General features: G+C 50.1%; 23 protein-coding genes and 1 other annotated feature. Of the genes, 20 read left to right on the top strand and 3 right to left on the bottom strand.

Features of this window, described 5'->3' with window-relative positions; genetic code table 11:
* Positions 1–212 precede the first annotated feature (212 nt).
* Positions 213–1460, top strand: coding sequence for a cell division protein FtsA (gene ftsA, locus PJDR2_RS19580; protein ID WP_015845456.1), 1248 nt, complete (start codon positions 213–215; stop codon positions 1458–1460).
* A gap of 17 nt (positions 1461–1477) precedes the next feature.
* Positions 1478–2614 carry a cell division protein FtsZ gene (ftsZ, locus tag PJDR2_RS19575; protein ID WP_015845455.1) on the top strand — a complete coding sequence of 379 codons (1137 nt, stop codon included), beginning with the start codon at positions 1478–1480 and terminating at the stop codon, positions 2612–2614.
* A 3-nt stretch (positions 2615–2617) separates the two neighbouring features.
* On the opposite strand, the gene PJDR2_RS19570 is transcribed toward ftsZ, so the two are convergent.
* Complete coding sequence (locus PJDR2_RS19570; protein ID WP_015845454.1) at positions 2618–2905, bottom strand: hypothetical protein; 288 nt, start codon at positions 2903–2905, stop codon at positions 2618–2620.
* 617 nt (positions 2906–3522) lie between these two features.
* On the opposite strand from PJDR2_RS19570, the gene spoIIGA reads away from it, so the two are divergent.
* The 12 genes from spoIIGA (at position 3523) to PJDR2_RS19510 (ending at position 14471) form a co-directional block, all read left to right on the top strand.
* Positions 3523–4446: a sigma-E processing peptidase SpoIIGA gene (gene spoIIGA / locus PJDR2_RS19565; RefSeq protein WP_015845453.1), complete on the top strand. Its 924-nt coding sequence runs from the start codon at positions 3523–3525 to the stop codon at positions 4444–4446.
* Positions 4447–4496: 50 nt separating this feature from the next.
* Complete coding sequence (gene sigE / locus PJDR2_RS19560; RefSeq protein ID WP_015845452.1) at positions 4497–5219, top strand: RNA polymerase sporulation sigma factor SigE; 723 nt, start codon at positions 4497–4499, stop codon at positions 5217–5219.
* 105 nt (positions 5220–5324) lie between these two features.
* Entirely contained in the window at positions 5325–6107 is a 783-nt protein-coding gene (gene sigG, locus PJDR2_RS19555) for an RNA polymerase sporulation sigma factor SigG (protein WP_015845451.1), read from the top strand.
* Positions 6108–6288: 181 nt separating this feature from the next.
* Entirely contained in the window at positions 6289–6567 is a 279-nt protein-coding gene (locus PJDR2_RS19550) for a PRC-barrel domain-containing protein (protein ID WP_015845450.1), read from the top strand.
* A gap of 33 nt (positions 6568–6600) precedes the next feature.
* Positions 6601–7455 (top strand): peptidoglycan editing factor PgeF, encoded by an 855-nt coding sequence (gene pgeF, locus PJDR2_RS19545; RefSeq protein ID WP_015845449.1) that lies wholly within the window; start codon positions 6601–6603, stop codon positions 7453–7455.
* A 4-nt stretch (positions 7456–7459) separates the two neighbouring features.
* Positions 7460–8188 (top strand): YggS family pyridoxal phosphate-dependent enzyme, encoded by a 729-nt coding sequence (locus PJDR2_RS19540; protein ID WP_015845448.1) that lies wholly within the window; start codon positions 7460–7462, stop codon positions 8186–8188.
* 2 nt (positions 8189–8190) lie between these two features.
* Positions 8191–8658, top strand: a complete 468-nt coding sequence (locus PJDR2_RS19535) for a cell division protein SepF (protein ID WP_015845447.1) — start codon at positions 8191–8193, stop codon at positions 8656–8658.
* A gap of 28 nt (positions 8659–8686) precedes the next feature.
* A complete protein-coding gene (locus tag PJDR2_RS19530) occupies positions 8687–8938 on the top strand; it encodes a YggT family protein (RefSeq protein ID WP_041614427.1) in 252 nt (83 codons plus the stop codon).
* A gap of 14 nt (positions 8939–8952) precedes the next feature.
* Positions 8953–9726, top strand: a complete 774-nt coding sequence (locus PJDR2_RS19525) for an RNA-binding protein (protein ID WP_015845445.1) — start codon at positions 8953–8955, stop codon at positions 9724–9726.
* Between the two features lie 100 nt (positions 9727–9826).
* The gene (locus PJDR2_RS19520; RefSeq protein WP_015845444.1) at positions 9827–10366 is read left to right on the top strand and encodes a DivIVA domain-containing protein; all 540 of its coding nucleotides are present in this window, start codon (positions 9827–9829) and stop codon (positions 10364–10366) included.
* Between the two features lie 66 nt (positions 10367–10432).
* Positions 10433–10710: a binding site (T-box leader), on the top strand.
* Between the two features lie 182 nt (positions 10711–10892).
* Positions 10893–13982: an isoleucine--tRNA ligase gene (gene ileS / locus PJDR2_RS19515; RefSeq protein WP_015845443.1), complete on the top strand. Its 3090-nt coding sequence runs from the start codon at positions 10893–10895 to the stop codon at positions 13980–13982.
* A 192-nt stretch (positions 13983–14174) separates the two neighbouring features.
* Positions 14175–14471: a DUF5665 domain-containing protein gene (locus tag PJDR2_RS19510; RefSeq protein ID WP_190276227.1), complete on the top strand. Its 297-nt coding sequence runs from the start codon at positions 14175–14177 to the stop codon at positions 14469–14471.
* A gap of 37 nt (positions 14472–14508) precedes the next feature.
* On the opposite strand, the gene PJDR2_RS19505 is transcribed toward PJDR2_RS19510, so the two are convergent.
* Positions 14509–15213 carry a TraR/DksA C4-type zinc finger protein gene (locus tag PJDR2_RS19505; protein WP_015845441.1) on the bottom strand — a complete coding sequence of 235 codons (705 nt, stop codon included), beginning with the start codon at positions 15211–15213 and terminating at the stop codon, positions 14509–14511.
* A gap of 167 nt (positions 15214–15380) precedes the next feature.
* Here PJDR2_RS19505 and lspA point away from each other — a divergent pair, with 167 nt between their 5' ends.
* The 4 genes from lspA to PJDR2_RS19485 all read left to right on the top strand — a co-directional run bounded on the left by lspA (position 15381) and on the right by PJDR2_RS19485 (position 18988).
* Complete coding sequence (gene lspA, locus PJDR2_RS19500) at positions 15381–15902, top strand: signal peptidase II (protein WP_015845440.1); 522 nt, start codon at positions 15381–15383, stop codon at positions 15900–15902.
* On the top strand, positions 15883–16830 hold the full coding sequence (locus tag PJDR2_RS19495) for an RluA family pseudouridine synthase (protein WP_015845439.1): 948 nt from the start codon (positions 15883–15885) through the stop codon (positions 16828–16830). The genes lspA and PJDR2_RS19495 overlap by 20 nt, the downstream gene beginning before the upstream one ends.
* A gap of 223 nt (positions 16831–17053) precedes the next feature.
* Positions 17054–17764 carry a 2,3,4,5-tetrahydropyridine-2,6-dicarboxylate N-acetyltransferase gene (dapD, locus tag PJDR2_RS19490; protein ID WP_015845438.1) on the top strand — a complete coding sequence of 237 codons (711 nt, stop codon included), beginning with the start codon at positions 17054–17056 and terminating at the stop codon, positions 17762–17764.
* Positions 17765–17869: 105 nt separating this feature from the next.
* Positions 17870–18988 (top strand): N-acetyldiaminopimelate deacetylase, encoded by a 1119-nt coding sequence (locus PJDR2_RS19485; RefSeq protein ID WP_015845437.1) that lies wholly within the window; start codon positions 17870–17872, stop codon positions 18986–18988.
* A 55-nt stretch (positions 18989–19043) separates the two neighbouring features.
* Here the strand turns inward: PJDR2_RS19485 and PJDR2_RS19480 are convergent, their stop codons facing one another.
* Positions 19044–20198 (bottom strand): aminotransferase A, encoded by a 1155-nt coding sequence (locus tag PJDR2_RS19480; protein WP_015845436.1) that lies wholly within the window; start codon positions 20196–20198, stop codon positions 19044–19046.
* A gap of 615 nt (positions 20199–20813) precedes the next feature.
* On the opposite strand from PJDR2_RS19480, the gene pyrR reads away from it, so the two are divergent.
* Entirely contained in the window at positions 20814–21362 is a 549-nt protein-coding gene (pyrR, locus tag PJDR2_RS19475; RefSeq protein WP_041614424.1) for a bifunctional pyr operon transcriptional regulator/uracil phosphoribosyltransferase PyrR, read from the top strand.
* Complete coding sequence (locus PJDR2_RS19470) at positions 21359–22264, top strand: aspartate carbamoyltransferase catalytic subunit (RefSeq protein ID WP_041613521.1); 906 nt, start codon at positions 21359–21361, stop codon at positions 22262–22264. The genes pyrR and PJDR2_RS19470 overlap by 4 nt, the downstream gene beginning before the upstream one ends.
* The last annotated feature ends 5 nt before the right edge of the window (positions 22265–22269 follow it).

Below are 22269 nucleotides of genomic sequence, written 5' to 3'. Positions count from 1 at the left end.
AGAATTTTATTCACAGATTTAATGTATTTTCGTAGGACTATCAAGCATTCATAAGGATTCATAACATAAGAGCTACAGCTGTAACATTAGGGAAATGAAAATTTTGTTGAAAAAAGAGGGAATATATCAAAGGCGTTGAATATGTAGAAGGACGAATGTTTATAACCCTATCTTGTGTGTATTTTATCAGTTAAAACGGGAGGTGCCGCGGGTTGAGCAGTAACGACATCATCGTCAGTTTGGACATCGGTACATCCAAAGTTCGTGCTATTATTGGTGAAGTGAACAACGGAACCATTAATATTATTGGAGTTGGATCTGCCGACTCAGAGGGTATTCGCAAGGGAGCTATTGTAGATATTGACCAAACCGTGCAGTCGATTCGCAGTGCAATCGAGCATGCGGAAAGAATGGTTGGCATTCAAATATCAGACGTCTATGTTGGGATTCAGGGGAATCACATAGCACTTCAGACGAATCGTGGCGTAGTTGCAGTATCCAATGAGGACCGTGAAATAGGAGAGGAAGATATCGAACGCGTGGTTCAAGCGGCCAAGGTAGTTGCGCTTCCTCCTGAAAGAGAAATTATTAATCTTGTACCGAAGCAGTTTTTGGTTGACGGCTTGGAAGGAATATCCGACCCTCGCGGAATGATTGGCGTACGGTTAGAGGTTGAGGCGACCATTGTAACAGGTGCAAAAACGGCTATACATAACTTGATGCGCTGCGTAGAGAAGGCCGGACTTCGGATTTCTGGTGTAATCCTGATGTCGCTTGCTTCTGGCGTCATGTCGCTAACAAAAGACGAGAAAACGATCGGAACCGTGCTTACGGATATCGGCGCAGGTTCTACGACCATTACGATCTATGAGCAAGGCAGTCTTGCCGCTATCTCGACTTTGCCAATCGGCGGCGAGTACGTAACGAACGATATTGCTTATGGTCTTCGTACGCAGTCGGATCAGGCCGAGAAGATCAAGCTCAAGTATGGCTGTGCTTTTGTAAACGATGCAGCCGAAGATGTAAAGTTTAAAGTGACTCGCATGGGAAGCAATGTAGAAAAAGAGTTTTCCCAGGTTGATCTGGCCAGCATTATCGAGCCGCGCATGCAGGAGATTTTCCATCTTGTGCGTCAAGAAGTGCGCAAGCTTGGTTATGGGGATAAAGTGAACGGATACGTACTGACTGGAGGTTCTGTTACGATGCCGGGTACACTGGCACTTGCGCAAGCGGAGCTGGAGTCATCTGTTCGTATCGCATCGCCGGATTATATCGGTGTGCGCGACCCTGCATACAGCAGCGGGGTAGGAATGATCCAATACGTGTCGAAATATATGGGAGTACGAGGAGCAGCAGCAAGTACAGGGAAGAAATCGGCAAGCCGCAAGTCGGGTACCACCGCTTCATCCAAACCCGGTATGTTCGAACGGTTGAAAAATATGTTTAGCGAATTTATTTGATCGGGGGAAAATGAAAGATGTTGGAATTCGATTTGGATCTGGAGCAACTCGCTCAAATAAAAGTAATTGGTGTTGGCGGCGGCGGCAGCAACGCGGTTAATCGAATGATCGAAAACGGCGTTAAAGGCGTCGATTTCATAACAGTTAACACGGATGCGCAAGCTTTGCATCTGGCAAAGTCCGAGCATAAGCTGCAAATCGGCGATAAGCTGACTCGCGGTCTTGGCGCCGGCGCAAATCCGGAAGTAGGCAAGAAGGCGGCTGAAGAGTCGAGAGAGCTCGTTGTGCAGCAATTGAAAGGTTCGGACATGGTGTTCGTTACAGCCGGCATGGGCGGCGGTACGGGTACCGGTGCAGCTCCGGTTATTGCCGAGATTGCCCGCGAATGCGGCGCGCTGACAGTCGGCGTAGTAACACGCCCGTTCACCTTCGAAGGCCGTAAACGTGCCGCACAAGCGGAGCTTGGCATCGAAGCGTTGAAGGAAAAAGTAGATACGCTGATCGTTATTCCGAATGACCGTTTGCTTGAGATTGTGGACAAGAAGACCCCAATGCTGGAAGCGTTCCGCGAGGCGGACAACGTGCTTCGTCAAGCAGTGCAAGGTATCTCGGACTTGATCCAGGTACCTGGTCTGATCAACCTCGACTTTGCGGACGTAAAGACGATTATGACGGAGCGCGGTTCGGCGCTGATGGGTATCGGTATCGCAACAGGCGAGAACCGTGCGGCAGAAGCGGCGAAAAAGGCGATCATGAGCCCGCTGCTCGAGACGTCCATCGATGGCGCTCGCGGCGTTATCATGAACATCACAGGCGGCAGCAACCTGTCCCTGTATGAAGTCAATGAAGCAGCAGAGATCGTTATTTCCGCTTCCGATCCGGAAGTAAACATGATCTTTGGTGCAATCATCGACGAAGACTTGAAAGACGAAATCAAGGTTACGGTTATTGCGACAGGCTTCGAAAGCAAACCGTCCGCGGCATTGCGCCGCATGGCGCAGCCGCAAGCTGAGCCGGAAGCGCGTCAGACTGCGCAATCCGCGTCGTCCCCGCAGCAGCAGCAAGCTGCTCCGGTGAAGCCGTTTGGCGCATCTACTTCGAGCGACCAACTCGAAATCCCTGCGTTCCTGCGCAACCGCCGCAACGACCGCTAAATCTTAAAACGCCTGACCGGCTCGCCGGTCAGGCGTTTTTGTTTGTGTGCGGGTAGGTACCTCTACCGTGCTCGATAGTTTTTGATTTGCTAGCATTCGAAGCAGAATGGCCTTTGTGCGCTTTTCCCCGATTTGCAGATATCTTTCCACGTCAATCGGCCTTACTGGCCTGCCGAGCTGCCGGGCATTCTTTAGGATCTCCGCCTCCAGAATTTCATCCGCACTCACCTCATCCGCCTCGGCACGTCCCAGACGCGCCTTGAAAAACTGCTGCAGAGTGTGGATAAACATACGCGGTTTGTCCTTCACGTCGTCGTAAGAGAAGCGCAGGACATGCCAGCCGTCGATTACCAGATGATTTTGCCTTACTAGATTGTCCGAGAACTGCCACGCAATATCCAGATATCGCTTCCCGTCACGGAATCAGCCAGCTCGTACACCGGGTGAAGATCGTCGAAAGGGGAGAAGGCATACCACCATGCTTTTTGAAGAAAAAGCTTGCTCTCATGACCCCAATCCCTCCATCAGTCTTCTTTTATTTTCGCCGCCGCGTCTCTTAAGATGATCGTCATACCAACTATTAAAAACTTCTTCATACGACAAATCCAGTCATGCTCCCCGTCAAGTGGAAATAAAAAAAGCCGCGTCTCAGGAGCAAAATAGATCCTGGAGACGCGGCGTGTGCTACACAGCCATAGGAATTATATGGATAAAGATTACCATATTCCCGGTACGGCAACAACCCGTTAGCCCTATAAACTCGCAATATACCCTCGACAAAAAAAGCTATGTCATGCCGTCATGTTTAGACAGACTTTGAAATAGGATTTTTATATACTAGGTTCAATCGTTCTCTCCAGAGGGGAGGGCAAACGTTCTGTCGTTCGAACCCGCTGGAAGGTGAAGCTGTGACTGTTTATGTCGATGTCATGTTTGTGCGGGAGCTGCTTGTTGACGGCAGTATACTGCTGACGACCGCCTGGGTGCGTCATATCCGGGCACGTCCTTGGCGGGTGCTGACGGCGGCCAGCATTGGTGCTTGTTACGTTGTTCTTATGTTGTTCCCGCCCTTATCGATTCTTTTTACGTTAGCGGTAAAAATACTGATTTCTCTCCTCATGTTATGGGTTGCGTTTGGTTTCTTTTCCATCCAGAACTTCTTCAGGAACATCGCAGCTTTCTACACCGTGAATTTTGTTGCGGCCGGGGCGATAATCGGTATTCATTACTTGCTGATGCAGGGTTCAGGCGAAGTATGGCGTACGATCACCTTTATAAATGGCGGTATGCAGGTCGAGCTGAAGATGGGATTTATTTATGTGCTCGCTGCGTTTAGTATCGGCATTTACATATACCGCTCGGTTTATGTTCAGCGGCGAGAGAGGGAGCTGGTGAGGACCCATTTGGCCGAAGTGAAGATTCAAATCGGCGACCGGGAGCATACTTGCACCGGATTGATCGACACGGGCAACCAGCTGTACGATCCGCTGACAAGGACGCCGGTTATGGTTGTGGAAGCAAACGTATGGCAAGATGACCTGCCGGAATCATGGCTGAAAAGCATTCGTGAATCGCAGGTGGATCGGCTGGTTGCCGGCCTAGGAGAGGAATCTTTTGCCTGGCAGGACCGGCTGCGACTTGTACCCTACAGAGGAATCAATCGCGGATCGCAATTTATGTTGGCACTAAAGCCGGACTTTGTTCAGATTGAGCGGGAAGGGCAAGTGTTCGTCTCTCGGAAGGTACTTGTCGGCATTGACGGCGGCAAGCTTTCGGCGGACAGCGCTTACCAAGCGATTATCCATCCGTCACTCGTTCAGAACAGCCAATGATCGGATTAAGAAGACGAACGTTTACATCATTTTGGGGAGGGATGGGCCGGATGCTCGTCAAATGGAAATTAGTCCTGCAGTTATATTATTATCGTGTTTTGTTTTTATTCGGATTAAAAAGCGAAGAAATCTATTATATCGGCGGCAGCGAAGCGCTACCTCCGCCCTTAACCCGCGAAGAAGAAGAATACTTGCTCGATAAGCTTCCATCCGGCGATACGGCGATCCGCGCGATGCTGATTGAGCGCAATCTGCGTCTTGTCGTATACATTGCGCGCAAGTTCGAAAATACCGGCATTCATATCGAAGATCTGGTATCCATTGGGGCCATCGGTCTCATCAAGGCCGTAAATACGTTTGATCCGGAGAAAAAAATCAAGCTCGCTACCTACGCATCCCGTTGTATCGAGAATGAAATTCTGATGTATCTGCGCCGTAACAGCAAGACTCGGACAGAGGTATCTTTTGACGAGCCGCTTAATATTGACTGGGATGGCAATGAGCTGCTGTTGTCTGACGTCCTTGGTACGGAGAACGATACCATCTACAGGAATATTGAGGAGCAGGTTGACCGCAAGCTGCTTCATAAAGCGCTTGATAAGCTGTCGGAGCGGGAGCGGATTATTATGGAGCTGCGCTTCGGGCTTGCCGACGGCGAGGAAAAAACCCAGAAGGACGTAGCCGATCTTCTTGGTATTTCCCAGTCTTATATTTCACGCCTGGAAAAGCGGATTATTAAACGGCTTCGCAAGGAATTTAACAAAATGGTGTAATGGTATACCCATTTTCGGGGCAACAGATACCCCTTTTTCGGAAGAATAAAATAGGGGTCCAGGGAGATAATGTACATTAATGTTTCTCCTTGGGAGGTAATCACGTTGACCCGAAATAAAGTCGAGATCTGTGGAGTGGATACCGCGAAACTGCCTGTCCTGACCAATGCCGAAATGCGGGAGTTGTTTACCGCACTACAAACCCAAAACGAATGGGCAGCCAGAGAGAAATTAGTTAACGGCAATTTAAGGCTGGTTCTAAGTGTGATTCAACGGTTTAATAACAGGGGAGAATTTGTAGACGACTTATTCCAGGTCGGATGCATTGGACTTATGAAGGCGATCGATAATTTCGACCTTAGCCAGAACGTCAAGTTTTCCACCTATGCCGTGCCGATGATTATCGGTGAAATTCGCCGTTACTTGCGTGACAATAATCCGATCCGCGTATCGCGGAGCCTAAGGGATATTGCCTATAAAGCGCTGCAGGTTCGTGACAGCCTGACGAATCAAAACTCGCGTGAACCAACGATTTTTGAAATTTCCGAAGCGCTGAACGTACCGAAAGAAGATGTCGTGTTCGCTCTTGACGCGATCCAGGATCCCGTCTCGTTGTTTGAGCCGATCTATCATGACGGCGGAGATCCGATCTATGTAATGGATCAGATCAGCGATGACAAGAACAAGGATGTATCGTGGATCGAGGAAATTGCGCTTCGCGAAGCGATGCATAAGCTGAATGACCGCGAAAAAATGATTTTATCCATGCGTTTCTTTGAAGGAAAGACGCAAATGGAAGTAGCCGACGAAATCGGCATTTCACAGGCACAGGTATCCAGGCTCGAGAAATCGGCCATCCAACAAATGCAAAAGCATGTAAAAACCTGACGGCGCCGCAAGGCGCCGTTTTTTATATGCCCGGAAAACGAGCCTAACTTGTTTTTTTGCGGGAACAGGACATTTTGGGCGTTTTGTACATATAGATAAGTGAGGATGTTTATCCCTATGAACGACAATTGTAAACGACTGCACCGACGTTCTTATATTTAAGAAAAGTGGTGATGAGCATATGAAGATATCCGATTTCCAAACCAAGGATGTCATTAATATCGTGGACGGCAAGAAGCTTGGGCAGATCAGCGATCTGGAGCTGGATCTACGCCAGGGGCGTATCGATGCGATAGTTATTCCCCAATTCACAAGATTTCTTGGCGTGTTCGGCAATGGAGGGACCGAGGTTGTTATCCCTTGGCGCAATATTGTGAAGATTGGGGCAGACGTTGTGCTTGTGCGGCTGGATGATTCCAATAAGAAGCTGGAAGACGAAGATTTGCACGCGCGCACATAACAGGTTAAACTGCTTACAGAGGTGAGTGCCCGTATGGAATCGTTTAAATCTGTACTTACGGCGAAGGGACCTTCGCTTTTTTTATTGTCTAATTGGCAGGAGCAAAATGACCGTCTAACCGCCGGATTTACTGGCAGGAACGGCGGAGTAAGCGAGCAGCCGTGGACGTCGCTGAACGTTGGCCTGCACGTGGGAGATTCGGATGACGACGTTGTGCGCAATCGTCAGCTTATTGCCGAAACGATTGGCTGGCCTTTTGAAGCATGGACTTGCGGGGAGCAGGTACATGGCTGCGAAGTTTTCCAGGTGACCGAAAGCGAGCGCGGGAAGGGCAGATTGTCGCGCGATTCGGCAATTGCCGATACGGACGGTCTAATGACGGACATTCCGGGCGTGCTGCTGGCGTCCTTTTACGCTGATTGCGTACCGCTTTATTTCTACGATCAGCAGCATCAAGCAGTAGCATTAGCTCATGCAGGCTGGAAAGGGACGGTTCAGCAAATTGCGTCCAAGACGATCGAAGCGATGGAACGGCAGTACGGGACTAAGCCCGAAGAACTGCTTTGCGCCATAGGTCCGTCGATCAGCGACTGCTGCTACGAAGTGGACGGTTTTGTGATAGATAAGCTTCAGCCGCTTGTAGAAGGGCTTGCAGATAAGCTGAATTCGAGCTCTGATCTGATGATGACATTGGTGGAAAACGGTAAAGCTATGGTAAACTTAAAACAAATTAACCGACATATTATGCTTGAAGCAGGAATTTTGCCGATTCATATCGAATTATCCGAGTGGTGCACGGGATGCAGCACGGATCAATTTTTCTCCCACCGGAAGGAAGGCGGCAAAACGGGCCGTATGGCCAGCTGGATCGGTATCCGGGAAAGGTGAACGAATGACGACTACAATCAAAGAAGCATTGCAGGAAAGAATCGAAGAAGTGGAGCGCCGGGTTGCGGCAGCCTGCAAGCGTAGCGGCCGCAGCCGCGAAGAAGTGAATATTATTGCGGTAACGAAATACGTATCGCTTGAAACGGCGCAGGCTGCTCATCAGCTTGGTCTCCGGCATCTTGGCGAGAACCGCTGGCAGGATGCCAAGGAGAAATGGGAAGCCATAAGCGACAGTGTTACGGGTGAAAACGGCGGACAAGCTGTCTGGCATTTCATCGGTTCGCTGCAGACGAACAAAGTGAAAGACGTCATAGGCAAATTTACATACATTCATTCGCTGGATCGTCTGTCTTTGGCGCAGGCGATTGACAAACGGGCTTCCCAGCTTGGTCTCACCGTTCCTTGTTTGGTTCAGGTTAACGTATCGGGCGAACAATCCAAGCATGGTCTTGACCCGGAACAGCTGCCGGCATTTCTAGCTGAGCTTAAGGAATTATCATCGCTGCGCATTATCGGCCTTATGACGATGGCACCTTATGAGACGGAAGCAGAAGAGACAAGGCCTATATTTCGTTCTTTGCGCAAGCTAAGAGATGAAATGAACGAGCGTGCAATCCTCGCGGAATCGATGACGGAATTGTCTATGGGCATGTCAGGAGATTTCGAAGTAGCGATAGAGGAAGGCGCAACCTGGATCCGCTTGGGAACCATACTAGTAGGAAAAGAGGGGTAACGATGAGTGTCATGAACCGATTTATGAACTTTCTTGGTCTTCAGGAAGAGGAAGAGGTAGTCGAGCGCGAAAGAGTAACGCAGCAGCCACAAGCGGAAGAACCGGAAGTTGAAACTTCTCCGTTCGAAGCACGTAGAAACTCCAAAGGCGGCAATAACAACAATATTGTGAGCATTCATTCGCAAAAGAGCGTACGCGTTGTTTTGAGCGAACCGCGTTCTTACGATGAAGCGCAGGATATTGCCGACCATCTGCGTTCGCGCCGGGCGGTTATCGTGAATCTGCAGCGTGTGCGTACGGATTTGGCTGTGCGGATTGTTGATTTCTTAAGCGGCACAGTCTATGCGCTTAACGGCCACATTTCGAAGCTTGGGCCAAACATCTTCCTGTGCACACCGGATTCTGTAGAAATTCAAGGCGCTATTACCGAAATGTTGGCAGAGGATATTGATTACAATAAGATGAGGTGACCTTGAATTGAGTGTTTATTCTTTGATTATGAACATCCAGAACATTTACAGCTTTATGATTATCGGCTACGTATTGCTGTCCTGGCTGCCAAATGCGCGTGAAAGCTTTATCGGTGTATTTCTGGGCCGGCTGGTAGAACCGTATCTCGGAATTTTCCGCAGATTCATTCCACCGATCGGCGGGATGCTTGATATTTCCCCGATTATTGCCATTTTTGCATTGCGCTTTATCGCTTACGGCCTCTATGCGGTTGTCGATTTCATTGTGAACATGTTCTAGAGGAAGGACAGCTTATGAAGCCAACAGTATACGAACATTTCCATCCGGACGAGAAGCCATTTGTCGACCGGGCGTTGGAGTGGGTTGAACGGTCCGCGCAGCTGCATGAGCTGAAGCGGACCGATTTTTTAGATCCGAGGCAGGCTCAGATCCTGCAGATGCTGGCGAATCGGAATCCGGATGTCCAGCTTAGACTTGCCGGAGGGTATCCGGAGGCAGAGCGCTGCAGGGCGATTATTGGCCCGGAGTACCGCTACTTGGACGATGAACCGATTGGTCTGTCCGTTCTCGCCGTAACCGGCGGCGGAAGCGAGCTTGATCACGGCGATTACCTGGGCGCATTGCTCGGGCTCGGCGTCAAACGTGATCGAATTGGAGATATTCATGTTCATGAGGACTATTCGCATATAATTGTTTTGGACGAAATTGCCGATTACTTAAATGTACACTTAAGACAAGTGCATCGTGCGAGCGTACTTACGGAAATAATTCCCACACTTAAGCTTAAACCCGTTGTACCTGCCCTTCAAGAAATGTCCTTCACGGTCGCCTCGATGCGCCTTGATGGAATCGCTAGTGACGTCTACCGGATCAGCCGGACGAAAATCGTAGATCCGATCCGCGCAGGCAGATGCAGAGTGAACTGGAAGACAGCCGAGAATCCGTCCGAGCAATTGAAATTAGGAGATGTCGTCTCCTTTAAAGGCCTAGGCAGATTTAAGGTTATGGAAATTGATGGCATGACAAAAAAGGGAAGAATTCGCGTCAAGGTTGGTAAATTTATTTAATCTGTTGCAGGATTTTGGAAACAACTGTCGAATCCAAATTCACAACGATTTTTTCCGAGTACATCCGCGATTGCGGCAAATACGTTGAGGAGGTGCGCCAATGCCGTTGACGCCATTGGACATACATAACAAGGAATTTGGACGAAGATTACGCGGGTATGACGAGGATGAGGTCAACGAATTCCTTGACCAGGTTATCAAAGATTATGAATCCATTATTCGTGAGAACAAAGAGCTTCAGAATCAGATTCTTGGTCTTCAAGAAAGACTGAATCATTTCTCGAATATTGAAGAGACGCTCAGCAAGACGATTATCGTTGCGCAAGAAGCGGCAGATGAAGTAAGAAACAACGCGAAGAAGGAAGCCCAGCTCATTATCAAGGAGTCGGAGAAGAATGCGGACCGCATTATTAATGAGTCGCTGTCCAAATCCCGCAAAGTATCTCTTGAAGTGGAAGAGCTTAAGAAACAGGCATCGATCTATCGTGCACGCTTCCGGACTTTGGTTGAAGCACAGCTTGAGCTGCTCAGCCAAGATGGCTGGGATTCGCTGGAATCATCGGCTCCGCAGCTATCCCATTCCTCGCATTCTTCGTCTTCCGTAACCCATTTATCGGCGGAGCATTTGCAGAGAGGATAGGCATTTGTCATTTGACAACCGCTCTGCGATAAGCTATAAATAGAATTAATTGCATGATAATTGATTGGAACTTCATTGACGAGAACGAGTACGATTCCCAGTTCGTTCACCAGAGAGCCGTTGATTGCTGAGAAGCGGCGTTCGAACCGATTCGGAAAATCATCTCCGAGAAGCAGTGCTGAACATGAGATCCTATGGGATCCATTATTAAGGGCTGACGGCTTGTCCCCCGTTACAGGGACCGCGAATTTACGTAATTCGCGCCAAGGTGCCGCATCCGGTTGTTTTTTAGCTGCTGGTCTGCGGAACAAGGGTGGTAACGCGAGCGCAGCCTCGTCCCTTTTACAGGGACGGGGCTTTTATTTGTTTTTTGCTAATGCTTACAATGCAAGAATTTCACGAACCTTCGGATTCAATCTCGGTTTAGGTTTCAATTCTTTAAGCTAATGCTTACGATGCAAGAATTTCACGAACCTTCGGATTCAATCTCGGTTTAGGTTTCAATTCTTTTTAGGAGGCAACAACCATGCAACGTGTAGACGTCAAAGAAAAAGCAAGAGCCCGCGAATTGCGCGTACTGAAGCAATGGGCTGAGAACGATACGTTCAAACAATCCATCGAGAACCGCGCCGGCAAGCCAAACTATGTATTTTATGAAGGTCCTCCGACCGCTAACGGCGCGCCGCATATCGGTCACGTACTGGGCCGTGTAATCAAGGACTTTATAGGCCGTTACAAAACCATGTCCGGCTACCGCGTAGTCCGTAAAGCAGGCTGGGATACGCATGGACTCCCGGTAGAGCTTGGCGTAGAGAAACAGCTCGGCATCTCCGGGAAGCAAGAGATCGAGAAATACGGCGTTGAGGAATTCATCAAGAAATGTAAAGACAGCGTATTTGTCTACGAGAAGCAATGGCGCGAGCTTACGGAAGCTATCGCGTACTGGACGGATCTGGATAATCCTTATATCACGCTTAAGAACGAGTACATCGAGAGCGTATGGCATATCCTTTCGACGATCCACGGCAAAGGGCTTCTCTATCGGGGTCACCGCGTAAGCCCGTATTGCCCATGCTGCCAGACTACGCTGAGCTCGCATGAGGTTGCGCAAGGCTATGAAGACGTGAAGGATCTTTCCGCAACGGTTAAATTCAAGCTCGCAAGCGGCGAATCCATTCTCGCTTGGACAACAACGCCGTGGACGCTGCCGGCTAACGTGGCATTGGCGGTAAATCCGGAGCTGGATTATGTCCGTGCCTCCAAAGACGGCGAAGTCTACATCGTAGCTCAAAATCTGGCGGAAAGCGTACTTAAAGAAGGTTATGAGACACTTTCCACGCTGAAGGGCTCCGAGCTTGTAGGCCTTTCCTACGAGCCTCCATTCCGCTACGTACCGGTTGAACACGGTCACGTGGTTATTCCGGGCGATTTCGTCAGCGATACAAGCGGTACGGGTATCGTTCATATCGCACCTGCCCATGGTGAGGATGACTATAAAGTTTCCCGCCAGAACGGCATCAGCATGCTTAGCGTTGTAAATAACGCCGGCCGATATATTGACGAAGTCACCGATCTTGCCGGCCGTTTTGTAAAAGACTGCGATGTCGACATTGTCAAAATGCTCAGCGAACGCGGCTTGCTCTTCTCCAAAGAGCGTTATGAGCATAGCTATCCGTTCTGCTGGCGTTGTAAATCGCCGCTTCTGTACTACGCGACAGAAAGCTGGTTCATTGAAACCACAAAGGTGAAAGATCAGCTGATTGCCAACAACAGCACGGTTGACTGGTATCCTGGCCATATTCGCGAAGGCCGCTTCGGCAAGTTTCTTGAGGATCTGGTGGACTGGAATATCAGCCGCAATCGGTACTGGGGAACACCGCTAAATGTTTGGGTATGCGAAGCAACGGGCAAAGAATACGCGCCAAGCAGCATTGCCGACCTGCGCGAGCGCGCTGTAGATTTTGTTCCGGAGGATATCGAGCTGCACAAACCTTACGTGGACGAAATCAAGCTGAAGTCTCCATTCCAGGAAGGCGCAGTAATGACCCGTACATCGGAAGTTATCGACGTATGGTTTGACAGCGGCTCGATGCCATTTGCGCAGCAGCATCATCCTTTCGAGAATGCTGAAGAATTCGCTGAGCAATATCCGGCGGATATGATTTGCGAAGGCATCGACCAAACACGCGGCTGGTTCTTCAGCTTGCTGGCGGTATCGACGCTGTACAACGGCAAAGCTCCTTACAAGGCCGTTATCTCGACAGGCCATATCCTTGATGAGAACGGGCAAAAGATGTCCAAATCCAAAGGCAACGTTATCGATCCTTGGGAAATCATCAACGAGTATGGCACGGATGCCTTCCGTTGGGCGCTTCTTGCGGACAGCGCGCCATGGAACAGCAAACGTTTCTCGCGAGGTATCGTAGGCGAAGCGAAATCGAAAGTGATCGATACGATCGTAAATACTCATGCGTTCTATGCGCTGTATGCTTCCATCGACGGCTTTAATCCGGCTGATCACGAAGAACGCTCATCGGCAAGCAAGCTTGACCGCTGGATCGTATCCCGCCTGAACAGCTTGATCAAGACGGTAGTGAAAGGTCTTGAAGTGAACGACTTCCTGAACCCTGCCAAAACAATCGAAGTATTTGTCGATGAGCTGAGCAACTGGTACATCCGCCGTTCGCGCGACCGTTTCTGGGGCAGCGGCCTGACAGAAGACAAAGTGGCAGCTTACCAGACTCTGCGCCATGTCCTGCTGACGCTCTCCCGGGTCATTGCACCTTATGCTCCTCTGCTTGCAGAAGACGTATACGGCAATTTGGGCGGCGAGTCGAGCGTTCACCTGGCAGACTATCCGGTTGCAGACGAATCGGCAATCGACGAGACGCTGGAGCGCGATATGGACAGCGCGAAGCAAATCGTAGAGCTTGCTCGCAACGTGCGCAACGAGACCGGAATCAAGACGCGTCAGCCTTTGTCCGAGCTGATCGTATCGCTTGACCGTGATTTTGCGGTAACGGAATATGAGGATATCATCAAGGACGAGATCAATGTGAAATCTATTGTGGTTCAAACCAGCGACAGCGGTTTTGTAGATTTCACCCTGAAGCTCAACCTGAAAGTCGCAGGCAAAAAATACGGCAAGCATGTTGGACCAATCCAGGGCTACCTGAAAGGTCTGGCACCAGAGGCGACACGCGAAGCAGTCACTTCCGGCAGCCTGGTATTCACTTCGGCGGAAGGCGAAGCAATCACGGTAACCACGGAAGAGCTGCTTGTAGAGAAACAAGCGAAATCCGGCTTTGCATCGGCGTCCGCAAACGGCCTCACCGTAGCGCTCAATACGGATATTACGCCTGAGCTGGAGCAGGAGGGCTGGGTTCGCGAAGTTATCCGTGCCGTTCAGGATACGCGCAAAAAGCTTGATCTTCCAATCGAGAAACGCATCGATCTTGTTCTCGATGTAGATGGCGGGCTGCAAGCCGCACTGGAGACATTCAGCAACGTCCTCAATGAGAATGTCCTGCTGAACAGCGTTTCTTACGAGAAAGCGGAAGGTATGGAATGCGTGCAGCTTGGCGAGAAAGAAATCGGTATTCTTGTCCGCGTTTAGGCATACAGACGCCAGGGATCGGGATATAGTATAAGGAGCATGGCCACAAAAAAACGAGTGCCTTCACGGCAAGGCCTCGTTTTTTTCTTCCCGGAAGCGGATGGATAATGCAAAGGGGGACGCTGCATGGTCCGAGTAAAACTGGATAACGACCTGGAGAAAGACCGGAAAGATAAGTCTGATGACGGAACGATGGAACATACATTAAGCAGATTGGACATGCGATTAAGCAAAATCGCGACCGACATGGAACGGACTCAAATCGCGGATTATGTGGATTTGCTCAATCATCCGCTCCGGCTCATGTGGCGCAATTTGCTGGGAGGCCTCTCTAGAGGCGTTGGGATCGCGATCGGGTTTACGTTCTTCGCAGCTACCATTCTGTACGTGCTGCGGATTATCGGTGCGCTTAATTTGCCGATTATCGGCGATTACATAGCTGATATCGTACGAGTCGTACAAATCCAGCTGGAAGGCAAAATTTATTAAAAAAGGCGGGAGGTGCGTTGCACCTTCCGCCTTTTTTTCATTCCTGCTCTAGTTCGTGATCGCCTTCTTCATGATCCATATACTGCTTGTAATGCCGGTTGCGAATAACGGAAACATGGTTGCCTGTAATATCCGTCGCAACAAAGCTTTCGTAGGATTCTACAAACCCGTCGTTCTCGTCCGCTTCGATTCCGATGTGGTCATAATCGTCGACATTGTTGTTCTCCGAGAAAGCCGGAGATTCGGAAGTCCCCCATTGTTCAACAATCTGCCAAGCATCTTCGCCGTCGAAGCCGTTATAATCATCGTCATCGCGGCTGGATCTTCCGAAAGGTGGGGCGAGGAAATCCTCTTCCGCCGGCTGGCGGTGGGAAGTCTCCTGCCGCGGCGCATGTTCCACGCAATACAGGGAATCGGGTAGAGCTTCCAGACGCTCATCGGGAATCGGTTTGCCGCAGGCCCTGCATTGACCGTAAGTCCCGTTATCCATAGCTTCAAGCGCTTGGGAAATACGAGTCAAGTGGAGGTCTTCGTTTTCGAGTAAAGCCAGGTCCTTGGAGCGTTCGAAAAGTTCGGTCCCAAGATCCGCCGGATGATTATCTATTGGGGAGAGCTCGCCGGTATTATCGCGCAGCGAAGAGGCAAGTCCGTTATGTTCGTTGCGGGATTGTCGTTCCTCGATTTCCCGTTTCTCCGCCTCAAGCCGGTTTCGAAGCTGTGCAAGCTGTGTTGCATTCGGCATCGGTTGCACCTTCCTTAGATGAAATAGGTAAGACGTTAAATATCTAAGCTATAGTTTTCGCAAACCGGCTTTTTTTATAAAGGACTTCTTTGGAAAGAGGACTACTGGCTCAGATGCGGGCCATTATGCTACAATACAGTAGTTTGGTACAAACTAGGAGGGATACGATGCGTTTTTATTATTACTGGATCGCGGTAGCAGCATTTTTGCTGGACTTGGTCACCAAAAAAATCATTGCGGCTCAGCTTGAAATCGGTGAGCAAATCAGCGTGATCGGCAATTTCTTTATTATTACCTCGTATCGGAACCGCGGCGCGGCATTTAGCATTTTGCAGGAACAGCGGGTGTTTTTCATCATCATCACTGTTCTTATTGTCAGTGCAATTATCTGGTATATCCAGGCCTCCAGAAAATCAGGCAAAGTATGGCTTTTGACCGGGCTTGGCCTTGTGCTGGGCGGGGCGATCGGCAACTTCCTTGACCGTGCGATCGCTGGAGAAGTGGTTGATTTTCTGATGTTTAATTTCGGCAGCTATACGTTCCCGATCTTTAACATAGCGGACTCCGCTATTTGTGTAGGCGTAGCATGCATTTTAATTGATACCTTGCTGAATTCGAAGGAAGATTCGAAACGAATCGGCAACAGAGAGGATAAGGACCCAAACGAGCATGAGCAGCAACCTGTTTAGTGAAAACGAAGAATTGTTGGAATTTGAAGCAGCCCCGGAGCAGGCAGGAGAACGAATCGATAAATTCGTAACGGACAGCCTTAACGAGGATTCCATATCGCGCACGCAAGTGCAGGAATGGATTAAATCCGGCGCAGTACTTGTCAATCAGAATACCGTAAAACCAAACTACAAGCTATCTTCCGGCGATCATGTGGGCATTCGCGTGCCGGAGCCGGAGGATGCTGCCATTGTAGCCGAGGATATTCCTCTTGATATTGTGTACGAGGATGCTGACGTTATTGTCATCAACAAACCAAGGGGCATGGTCGTTCATCCGGCACCTGGACATTCCTCTGGAACGGTCGTAAACGCCTTGATGTATCATTGCAAGGATCTGTCGGGCATCAACGGCGTGCTTCGCCCCGGCATTGTGCACCGCATCGATAAAGACACTTCCGGACTGTTGATGGCGGCCAAAAATGACCTCGCACACGTTTCCCTGGCTGAGCAGCTTAAGGATCACTCCGTCTCGCGCAAATATATTGCGCTTGTTCATGGCAATCTGCCGCATGACCAAGGCACAATTGATGCCCCGATCGGCCGCGACCAGAATGACCGGAAGCTGTTTACGGTCACGGACCGCAACAGCAAGCATGCCGTCACTCATTTTGCAGTACTCGAGCGCATTGCCGATGACTACACCATCGTAGAGCTGCAGCTGGAAACAGGACGTACGCATCAGATTCGCGTTCATATGAAATATATCGGTTATCCGCTCGCGGGAGATCCGATGTACGGCCGCAATAAGACGGTGGCACTCAAAGGACAAGCACTGCATGCGGCGGTTCTTGGCTTCAAGCATCCGCGGACCGGAGAATTTCTGGAGTTTGAAGCACCGATTCCTGCCGACATGGAGCATGTGATTAATTCCCTCCGTCTTCGTTAATATGCCGTGGAGAACGTTCAGAGGCCTATGCGGAAAAATGCAAACTTTTCAGCAAATTATTCATTATTTGAACGCAAAAAGTAAGCTATTCTAAAGAACGATGCTTCACAATAATTAGCCATCAAAAACATGGACTCTGTTCAAAGGCATGTGCTACAATGTTCGGGAAAAAGAGGCTTGTCTTAATGAACAGTTGCTGGTGATGAAGGAGAGACGAAAAGATATGCAAAACATGGATCAAACAATGGAAGTTATCAATTACATCAAGAACGGCAAGAAAGTTACCCCGGTGAAGGTGTACTTCAAAGGCAAAATTGCTTCGGCAAACGCTGAAGTTAAAGTATTCGATTTCGGCGACGGCGGCGTGCTGTTCGGCGACTGGGCGGAAGTTCAATCGTTGCTGGAAAACGAGAAAGAAAACATTCAATATTACGAAGTTGAGAACGATCGCCGCAATTCCGCAATTCCGATGCTCGACCTGAAGGGCATCAACGCTCGCATCGAGCCAGGCGCGGTCATTCGCGACAAAGTCGAAATCGGCAACAACGCGGTTATCATGATGGGCGCTACGATTAACATCGGCTGTTCGATCGGTGAGGGAACAATGATCGACATGAACGCAACGCTTGGCGGACGCGTGCAAGTCGGCAAAATGTGCCATGTTGGCGCAGGCGCAGTACTGGCTGGCGTTATCGAGCCGCCATCCGCTCTGCCGGTTGTTATCGAAGATGACGTTGTTATCGGCGCTAACGCGGTTGTTCTGGAAGGCGTTCGCGTTGGCAAAGGCGCTGTTATCGCAGCAGGTGCCATTGTTATCGAGGACGTGCCTGAAAATGCGGTTGTTGCGGGCGTCCCTGCTCGCATTATCAAGATGGTAGACGAGAAAACGAAGTCCAAGACGATTATCGTTGAAGGTCTTCGCGATTTGAAATAATAGGATTTGCAGCGCGCGCCATCTATGTGGCGCGTGTTTCCTTGTTTGGCGAGGCTGACAGATATTTGTGTTGGCTCTTGCATGCTGCAGGAGGGAGTTGATCGAATGAGCAAGTTTGTGGAGCTGAGGCGGAAGTTTCACCAGATCCCCGAGCCGGGGTTTCAAGAGTATAAGACGCAAGCCATGCTGCTCGAGTATATTAACGGATTACCGCAGGAGAGGCTGGAAGTGCGCACTTGGCGTACCGGCATCTTGGTTCGGGTGAAAGGTCTTGTCGGCGCGCGTTGTTTAGGTTATCGGGCGGATATGGACGGGCTGCCTATTGAAGAAGATACGGGCTATGAGTTCCGTTCGACGCATCCCGGTTACATGCATGCTTGCGGACATGATCTTCATATGGCCATTGGGCTTGGGGTATTGACGGCAATCGTGGAGCAGCCGGTCAATGACGATGTTTTGTTCGTGTTTCAACCTGCGGAAGAGGGACCGGGTGGCGCTTTACCGATGCTGCAAAGCGAAGAGTTTAAAGAATGGAAGCCGGATTTTATGATGGCGCTGCACGTCGCTCCGGAATATCCGGTAGGCACAATCGCAACGCGTCCGGGTATCTTATTCGCCAATACGTCGGAGCTGTTTATCGATATCATCGGCAAAGGCGGCCATGCGGCGTATCCGCACCGTGCCAACGATATGATCGTTGCGGGGGCAAGCCTCATCATGCAGCTTCAGTCGATTGTTTCGCGTAACGTGGATCCGCTCGACTCAGTCGTTGTGACGTTAGGCAAGATCGAAGGCGGCACGAAGCAGAACATTATCGCGGAGCGGGTACGCCTCGAGGGGACAATCAGAACCTTGAGCGCAAAGTCAATGAACGACGTAAAAGCGCGTATCGAGGCGCTGCTGGAAGGGCTTAAAGTCAGCTTTGGCTGCCAGACCGAGCTCGACTACGGTTCGAATTATTATCAGGTTTATAATAATGAGCAAGAAGCCGGACGTTTTATGGATTGGGTTCGTGTTTTTGAAGGCGTACAGCTCATCGAATGCACGGAAGCAATGACCGGAGAAGACTTCGGGTATTTCCTTCAAGATATTCCGGGCCTTATGTTCTGGCTTGGCGTAGATACGCCGTATGGCCTGCATCATGCCAAGCTTGAGCCGCAAGAGGATGCGATCGGAGTTGCGATCGATGTCGTCTCGAATTATTTGCGGCATCGTTCATCTTAAATAAAAAGCTGCTTTGCGCGTTGACGCAAAGCAGCTTTTTTTGTGAAACGACAGATTAAAGACCTTCCACAAAGGAATGAATGCGGTCCATGGCCTCTTGTAGTACCTCCATGGAGCAAGCGTACGAAATACGAATGTAATTGTCACCGAATGGAGCAAACGCGGCACCGGGCACGACCGCAACCCGTTTCTCTTCAAGCAGTCGGTGAGAGAATGTCGTGGAGTCGAGTCCGAACTTCTCTACCGAAGGGAAGATGTAGAAGGCTCCGTTAGGCTTCACGACATCGAATCCGGCCGCTACAAGCCGCTCGTAAGCATAGTCGCGGCGCCGTGCGTATTCGTCCCTCATCGGCAGCGCGTCATCGATGCCAGCGGTTAAGGCTTCTACCGCTGCGGCTTGGCTGACCGAGCTGGCGCATGTTACGTTGTATTGATGCACCTTTACGATGTGCCGCGCCAAATATGCCGGCGCGAACAGCAGTCCGACACGCCATCCGGTCATGGAATGCGATTTGGACAATCCGTTGATAACGATCGTCTTATCGCGCATGCCCGGCAGTGCCGCTATGGATGAATGAGTCCCGTCGAATACAAGCTCGCTGTAAATCTCATCGGACAAGACGAACAGCTCGCGCTCTTGCACCAGGGCGGCAATCTCTTTAAGCTCGTCCAGCGAAAGCGTGCAGCCTGTCGGATTCGAAGGCGACGCCAGCACGATGCAGCGCGTACGCTCCGTCAAATGCTCTTTAATCAGTTCGGCCGTTAATTTGAACCCATTGCCGGTTGTGTCGACATGCACCGGCTTAGCGCCGCACATGCGGATAATGGGCTCATAGCCAGGATAGATTGGACCTGGCAGCAGCACCTCGGTGTCTTCCTCCAGTATCGTCCGGAACGCAACGTCAATCGCTTCGCTTGCACCTACCGTTACGATAACCTCTTCGGATGAATCATAAGTCAGCCCGTATTTGTGCTGCATAAAGTTCGCTGCTGCTTTTCGCAATTGCAAAGTCCCGGCATTAGGGGTATATACCGTTTCTCCGTTGTCGATCGCATGCTTGGCTGCTTCGAGGATATGCTTGGGTGTCGGGAAGTCCGGCTGTCCGATTGTGAGCGACAGCACTCCTTCGTATTGACTTACTTTGTTCGCCATTTTTCGAATGCCGGAAACTTCGATTCCGCGAACATCCGCTCTAATTAAATGTTCCATTCTTGCTTTCACCTGTCCCGTCTATGTACGTTATGGATGGTATTCATCTTAACATAAAGGGCTGGGCACTTCGAGAGGAGATAGGAGATAGGGAGGATCGTTGCATTACACTGAGTCTTACTTATTAAATAAGAAATAACTAAATCATAAAATGTCCCAGTCATAAAATAAACGGCGGTGCAGATGATAAGGTATAAGTAGTTAAAAAGTAAATGTTGATATCCGATAAACATTGTTTTTGACTTATTCCCCTTTACGTTGGTTTAAGACAAACGGAGCATTCGAATGCGTAGTTTGTTATTAAACCGACTCAGACCCTTGACATCTTTTGCCCGACGCGGTACAATTCCTTTGATATATGGCAGTACCTTTAAATCAGCCCCGTGAGGCTGGCAAGGTAGCGTGAATAACAGATCTGCCACACTTAGAACAGGGCCTTAGCCTAACCGTATCCTGCTGGGATAGCGGCGGTTAAGTCGACCCTCTATGTGTGGCTGGTCTCAGGCTCCTTGCGTTGTTGGCAAGGAGCCTTTTTTCGTCTCCTTGCCGACAGACGCGATTGATTATCCGAGAGCGAAGGAGGCGGTAACGGTGGAAGAAGAGCATCTGGTTATTATGGACGAGACGGCGATCCGAAGAGCACTCACGAGAATTGCTCACGAGATCGTGGAGAAGAACAAAGGCATTGATAACTGTGTTCTGATTGGCATCCGCACAAGAGGGATTTACCTTGCAAGAAGAATTGCGGATCGCATTCAGGATATCGAAGGCAAGCCGGTTGAAGTGCGAGAGCTCGACATCACCTCTTACCGGGATGACCGCAAAGCAGCATCCGTGGATACGCGCGTGGAACTGGCTGCGGTAATCGGCGATCTGAATGGCGAACTGTTCTCCGCACATGATAAGAAAGTTATCCTATGCGACGATGTCCTCTTCACCGGACGCACGATCCGCGCGGCAATGGATGCCCTGATGGACTGCGGAAGACCGGAAAGCATCCAGCTGGCTGTTCTGGTGGACAGAGGACACAGAGAGCTCCCGATTCGACCTGATTACGTAGGCAAGAACGTACCGACCTCCAAACAAGAGCAAATTGACGTCTCGTTAACGGAAATCGATCTGAAGGACCAAGTCATGATCATACACCAGAGGGGGCAGGTCTGATGACGACGATGACACAACTTAAACAACGCAGTTTGCTTGGACTTAAAGATCTCAGCAAAGAAGAAATTGAATCGATTTTGGATCGTGCGGCTTACTGGGAACAACACCCGAACAAAGTGCACAATGTGATGCAGGGCAAATTCGCGGCGAACATGTTCTTCGAGAACAGCACAAGAACTCGCTTTTCGTTCGAAGTAGCGGAGAAACGTCTCGGAGCGGAAGTGCTGAACTTCTCGGCTGCCGTATCCAGTGTGCAGAAGGGCGAATCGATCTACGACACGGTCCGCACGCTTGAATCGATGGGTATCGACGTGGGGATTATCCGGCTCAAGCCAATCGGCGTTCTCGCCGAGCTGGCAACAAAAATTCAAGTGCCGCTTATTAACGCTGGCGACGGCAATAACGAGCATCCGACACAGGCGCTGCTCGACTTATATACAATGCGCAAGCATTTCGGCAATCTGAACGGTCTGACCGTATCGATCATCGGTGACGTTCTTCACAGCCGCGTAGCACGCTCCAATCTATGGGCGCTACGCAAGTTTGGCGCAAAGGTTCAATTCTGCTCGCCAAGCAACATGACGGCAACCGATCTTGATGTACCGTACGTAACGATGGATGAAGCATTGAAAGCCGACGTTGTTATGATGCTCCGCGTGCAGCTTGAGCGCCATGAGAGCGGCATGCTGAACTCGGCAGAAGCATACCGAGAGCAATTCGGCCTGACGGTCGAGCGCGCAAGCCAGATCGCAGAGCACGCAATTATCATGCATCCTGCCCCAATCAACCGCGGCGTTGAGATTGACGACGAGCTGGTAGAGCATCCGCAATCACGCATTTTCCCGCAAATGGCGAATGGCGTACCGATTCGGATGGCGGTTGTAGAACGGGCACTGAGCTAATACGA

Origin of the sequence: Paenibacillus sp. JDR-2 (assembly GCF_000023585.1) — a bacterium.
GTDB lineage: Bacteria > Bacillota > Bacilli > Paenibacillales > Paenibacillaceae > Pristimantibacillus.
The sequence above is the reverse complement of the archived record's forward strand: the minus strand, read 5'-3'. Positions and strand labels throughout refer to the sequence as shown.

Excerpts from the sequence above, each read along its gene's own strand:
- PJDR2_RS19520 (WP_015845444.1), top strand. The coding sequence starts at position 9,827 with ATGCCGTTGACGCCATTGGACATACATAACAAGGAATTTGGACGAAGA.
- PJDR2_RS19505 (WP_015845441.1), bottom strand. The coding sequence starts at position 15,213 with ATGCCGAATGCAACACAGCTTGCACAGCTTCGAAACCGGCTTGAGGCG.
- PJDR2_RS19480 (WP_015845436.1), bottom strand. The coding sequence starts at position 20,198 with ATGGAACATTTAATTAGAGCGGATGTTCGCGGAATCGAAGTTTCCGGC.
- ileS (WP_015845443.1), top strand. The coding sequence starts at position 10,893 with ATGCAACGTGTAGACGTCAAAGAAAAAGCAAGAGCCCGCGAATTGCGC.
- PJDR2_RS19495 (WP_015845439.1), top strand. The coding sequence starts at position 15,883 with ATGAGCAGCAACCTGTTTAGTGAAAACGAAGAATTGTTGGAATTTGAA.
- pgeF (WP_015845449.1), top strand. The coding sequence starts at position 6,601 with ATGGAATCGTTTAAATCTGTACTTACGGCGAAGGGACCTTCGCTTTTT.
- pyrR (WP_041614424.1), top strand. The coding sequence starts at position 20,814 with ATGGACGAGACGGCGATCCGAAGAGCACTCACGAGAATTGCTCACGAG.
- PJDR2_RS19540 (WP_015845448.1), top strand. The coding sequence starts at position 7,460 with ATGACGACTACAATCAAAGAAGCATTGCAGGAAAGAATCGAAGAAGTG.
- ftsZ (WP_015845455.1), top strand. The coding sequence starts at position 1,478 with ATGTTGGAATTCGATTTGGATCTGGAGCAACTCGCTCAAATAAAAGTA.
- PJDR2_RS19525 (WP_015845445.1), top strand. The coding sequence starts at position 8,953 with ATGAAGCCAACAGTATACGAACATTTCCATCCGGACGAGAAGCCATTT.
- PJDR2_RS19550 (WP_015845450.1), top strand. The coding sequence starts at position 6,289 with ATGAAGATATCCGATTTCCAAACCAAGGATGTCATTAATATCGTGGAC.
- PJDR2_RS19485 (WP_015845437.1), top strand. The coding sequence starts at position 17,870 with ATGAGCAAGTTTGTGGAGCTGAGGCGGAAGTTTCACCAGATCCCCGAG.
- PJDR2_RS19530 (WP_041614427.1), top strand. The coding sequence starts at position 8,687 with ATGAACATCCAGAACATTTACAGCTTTATGATTATCGGCTACGTATTG.
- PJDR2_RS19535 (WP_015845447.1), top strand. The coding sequence starts at position 8,191 with ATGAGTGTCATGAACCGATTTATGAACTTTCTTGGTCTTCAGGAAGAG.
- dapD (WP_015845438.1), top strand. The coding sequence starts at position 17,054 with ATGCAAAACATGGATCAAACAATGGAAGTTATCAATTACATCAAGAAC.
- PJDR2_RS19570 (WP_015845454.1), bottom strand. The coding sequence starts at position 2,905 with ATGTTTATCCACACTCTGCAGCAGTTTTTCAAGGCGCGTCTGGGACGT.
- PJDR2_RS19510 (WP_190276227.1), top strand. The coding sequence starts at position 14,175 with ATGGAACATACATTAAGCAGATTGGACATGCGATTAAGCAAAATCGCG.
- sigE (WP_015845452.1), top strand. The coding sequence starts at position 4,497 with ATGCTCGTCAAATGGAAATTAGTCCTGCAGTTATATTATTATCGTGTT.
- lspA (WP_015845440.1), top strand. The coding sequence starts at position 15,381 with ATGCGTTTTTATTATTACTGGATCGCGGTAGCAGCATTTTTGCTGGAC.